The 3,475-nt window shown below is 64.1% G+C and carries 5 protein-coding genes and 1 tRNA gene; 3 read left to right on the top strand and 3 right to left on the bottom strand.

Features of this window, described 5'->3' with window-relative positions; translation table 11 throughout:
- A partial coding sequence (locus tag EN994_RS23115; RefSeq protein ID WP_164746100.1) for a DNA-3-methyladenine glycosylase occupies positions 1-534 on the top strand: 534 nt, incomplete at its 5' end.
- A gap of 128 nt (positions 535-662) precedes the next feature.
- Positions 663-1,220, top strand: a complete 558-nt coding sequence (locus tag EN994_RS23110) for an HNH endonuclease (RefSeq protein ID WP_006328497.1) — start codon at positions 663-665, stop codon at positions 1,218-1,220.
- Between the two features lie 165 nt (positions 1,221-1,385).
- Here the strand turns inward: EN994_RS23110 and EN994_RS23105 are convergent, their stop codons facing one another.
- A complete protein-coding gene (locus tag EN994_RS23105; protein WP_063169081.1) occupies positions 1,386-1,904 on the bottom strand; it encodes a disulfide bond formation protein B in 519 nt (172 codons plus the stop codon).
- A 34-nt stretch (positions 1,905-1,938) separates the two neighbouring features.
- The gene (locus tag EN994_RS23100; RefSeq protein WP_013529435.1) at positions 1,939-2,526 is read right to left on the bottom strand and encodes a YqaA family protein; all 588 of its coding nucleotides are present in this window, start codon (positions 2,524-2,526) and stop codon (positions 1,939-1,941) included.
- 274 nt (positions 2,527-2,800) lie between these two features.
- Between EN994_RS23100 and EN994_RS23095 the strand changes: the two genes are divergently transcribed.
- Positions 2,801-2,885 (top strand) — tRNA-Leu (locus EN994_RS23095).
- Positions 2,886-2,982: 97 nt separating this feature from the next.
- On the opposite strand, the gene EN994_RS23090 is transcribed toward EN994_RS23095, so the two are convergent.
- The coding region (locus EN994_RS23090) for a hypothetical protein (protein WP_164746099.1) at positions 2,983-3,475 on the bottom strand (493 nt) is incomplete at its 5' end.

Here is a 3,475-nt window from a genome sequence, read left to right as displayed (position 1 = left end):
CGGCTGTCCGAACCGGGGTTTCGAAGCCTGGCGTCGATCGTCGTCTCGCAGCAAGTGTCCCGCGCCAGCGCCGATGCGATCTTCGGCCGGCTGACCAAGCTCGTCGATCCGCTGACGCCGCAGGCGATCCTGGCCGCCGGCGAGGACATGTTTCGCGAGGCCGGCCTGTCGCGGCCGAAGCAGCGCGGCCTGATCGCAATTGCCCAGGCCGTGGTCGACGGCCTCGACCTGCATCACCTCTGTTCGCTCGATGCCGAGGAGGCGATCACGACGATGACGGCGGTGTCCGGCATCGGCCCGTGGACGGCGGAAGTGTACCTCTTATTCGCCGCCGGGCACCCCGACATTTTCCCCGCGCGTGATGTCGCGCTGCAGAGCGCGGTCGGCCACGCGCTCGGCATCGAGCCGCGTCCGCCGGAGAAAACGCTGATCGCATTGGCCGAATCATGGAGCCCGTGGCGAGGTGTCGCATCGCGGCTTTTCTGGTCCTATTATCGTGAAACCAGAGGGCGGGACGCCGCGCCGCCGGCCTGAATCCGCGAAAAATCATAAAAATCATGCATTTTTGGCGCTTCAGCGACGCGACAATCCGCTTCACATCCCTGTCATGTCGGGCTTACAGTATCCGTGCCGTTCGGGTCTAGAACCAAGGAGGTGAACACGTGACGGTTGCCGTATCTCCGGATGGGCTTCCAGCACTGGTGCTGAATGCGGATTACCGTCCGCTCAGCTATTACCCCTTGTCGCTCTGGTCGTGGCAGGACGCTATCAAGGCGGTGTTCCTCGACCGGGTGAACATCGTCGCCGAATACGAGCACGCCGTCTCCTCGCCGACCTTCTCGATGAAGCTGCCGAGCGTTGTCAGTCTTAAGGCCTATGTGAAGCCCTCCAGGCACCCGGCCTTCACCCGCTTCAACGTCTTCCTGCGCGATCGCTTCCAGTGCCAGTATTGCGGCACGCCGGAGGACCTGACCTTCGATCACGTCATCCCCCGCCATCGCGGCGGCGCGACGACGTGGGAGAATGTCGTTGCCGCCTGTTCGCCGTGCAATTTGAGGAAGGGCGGCATGATGCCGGCGCATGCCAAGATGTGGCCGTTGCAGAAGCCTTTCCAGCCGACGGTGCACGATCTGCACAACAATGGCCGCCTGTTCCCGCCCAACCATCTGCATGAGAGCTGGATGGATTATCTCTACTGGGATGTCGAACTCGAACCATAGAGTTCGGCACAAATCCGCCATGCTGGCCGCCTGACGCAGCTTTCTGCGCTTCCGGTGCTCACGTACTTCAGTACGCTCCGCTCCGGTTCTCGAAAGCCGCGCCATCCGACTCAGCCTGGCGAATTTTTGCTCGAACTCTGCGTCGCGCCGTTCAATCGAATTGGTTTAGTCGCGGGCGAAAGCGGCTCGGAAGGCGACGGCGGCGAGGATCAGGCTGGCGATGGCGTTCCAGCCGGCCAGCGACAGGCCGAGGATGCGCAAAGCGGCCTTGTCGCAGGACGGCGGCACGAATTTGTCGAGCGCGTCGAGCACGCCCTTGCCGCCGGTGTCGACCGGTCCGGCGCCTGCGGTACAATCGGTCGGGCCGGCCCACCACTGCCATTCGACGCCGGAGTGGTAGACGCCGAGATAGAGGCCGTAGAGCATCAGGATGCCGCCGACGGCCAGCAGGCCGCGCGTCAGCCAGCTGGGTGCGTGCAGCATCGACGCAATCACCGCCAGCACCATCAGCGGGACGCCGATATAGTAGGGCGTGCGCTGTTCGAGGCAGAGGTGGCAGGGGATATAGCCGCCGAGATACTGGAAGCCGAGCGCCGAGCCAACGGTGGCGGCCATGGCGACGGCGAGGAACAAGGCGGTCAGCGTGCGCTGGCGTCCGGTGTCGGCATTCATGGTCGCTGTCATTTCAATCGGTCCGTCCGGCTTGCAATGGTTCTGTTCAGAACGCGTATTTGACCAGGATATAGAGCAAAATCAGGGCAACCGCGCCGGCGCCGGCGATCAGGCCGAGGCGCTTTTCGATGAATTCGCGGATCGGTTCGCCATAGCGGCGCAGCAGCCAGGCGAGCAGCAGGAAGCGGGCGCCGCGGGCCACGATCGCCAGCACGATGAACAGCAGCAAATTGACGCCGATGACACCGGACAGGATCGTCACCACCTTGATCGGCGGCAGGTGGGCGGCACCCGACGTGATCAGCATCAGGACGATGAAGCCGACGCCGGCGCCCGCGCGCAGTTGCTCGAACTCGTCGTACTTGCCGTAGAATTCGAGGATCGGCCTGGCGACCGCGTCATAGGCATAGTGGCCGATGAACCAGCCGGCGATGCCGCCCAGCACCGAGGCGACGGTGGCGATCAGCGCATAGCGGTAGGCGCGATCCGGCCGCGACAGCGCCATCGGCAGATAGAGCACGTCGGCCGGCACCAGGAACACCGAGCTTTCGACGAAGGCGATGAAGGCCAGCCACCATTCGGCGGATTTGCGGGCCGCCAGCGACAGGGTCCAGTCGTAAAGTCCGCGAAGCATCGGCACTCCTAATGCGTGTCGTTCAATTGCGCAGGCAGGTTGGGGTGTAACGGCATGCACAGAACAAAGACCCAGCGCACGCCATCCGTCCCCGCAGACGTGCCGCGCTTTGATGCGCCGCCTGTCTAGAAAGATTTTCCGCGCTGCACAATGGCAGCCCCGTCACGAAATCGAAAGGCGCAGTTTGGTCGCATCCGGGGCGACGAGGAATTGGCCAGTTGACGAACAGGCCTCCAACCGTATAGTCCCGCGCCATCCAGGCCGCCCGGCCTGAGCCCCTATGGCGGAATTGGTAGACGCGCTCGACTCAAAATCGAGTTCCGCAAGGAGTGCTGGTTCGATCCCGGCTAGGGGCACCACCCTTCGCTCTCCGAGCTTCGGGTGGCAGGCCACTCGAAGTTCAATAGACGAAGGGCGTCACGGTCGCTTTGGCTCCCGATACGTCTCAGCAGGCGATCAACACGCTTTGCGCGCCACGCTGGGGTCGCCGTCATTGGCCGGGCCGATCTCGCCAGCTGCCAGCAATTCGTCGAATGTCCGTTCTAGGTCGGCGCTGTCATCGGCTGCCGGTCCGCTGGGCGGATCCTGGCGTGTCAGCGTTTCCAGCCTTTGGTGAAGCTGGCGGTTCTCGTTGCGGCAACGGGCATGCGCGAGTTCGTCGGTCATGCCGCGCAAGCGGAGATCGGCGAGTTGAACCTTCACCGCGCCACAGTCTCGGCGCGCCGCGTCGCGCTCCTGGCGTAAATTCGCAATCTCGGTTTCCGAGGTTTGGCGCCGATGCTCGGCCACGTCCTCGGCGCGCTGCCCGGCGCTCGGCGTTGCGCGGACCACGCTTTGATCGGGGGTGCTGCGCTGGAGCAAGCGCAACCTCTTTTCAAGTTCGACGGCCCGTTCCTGCGCGGCGGCGGCGCAATCGCCGAGAACGCCGCGCTGATGCTCGACCGTGGAC

The organism is Mesorhizobium sp. M7A.F.Ca.CA.002.09.1.1, from assembly GCF_003998555.1.
Lineage (GTDB): Bacteria > Pseudomonadota > Alphaproteobacteria > Rhizobiales > Rhizobiaceae > Mesorhizobium > Mesorhizobium ciceri.
Note: the sequence above shows the minus strand (reverse complement) of the source record. Positions and strands in the feature narration are given on the sequence as shown.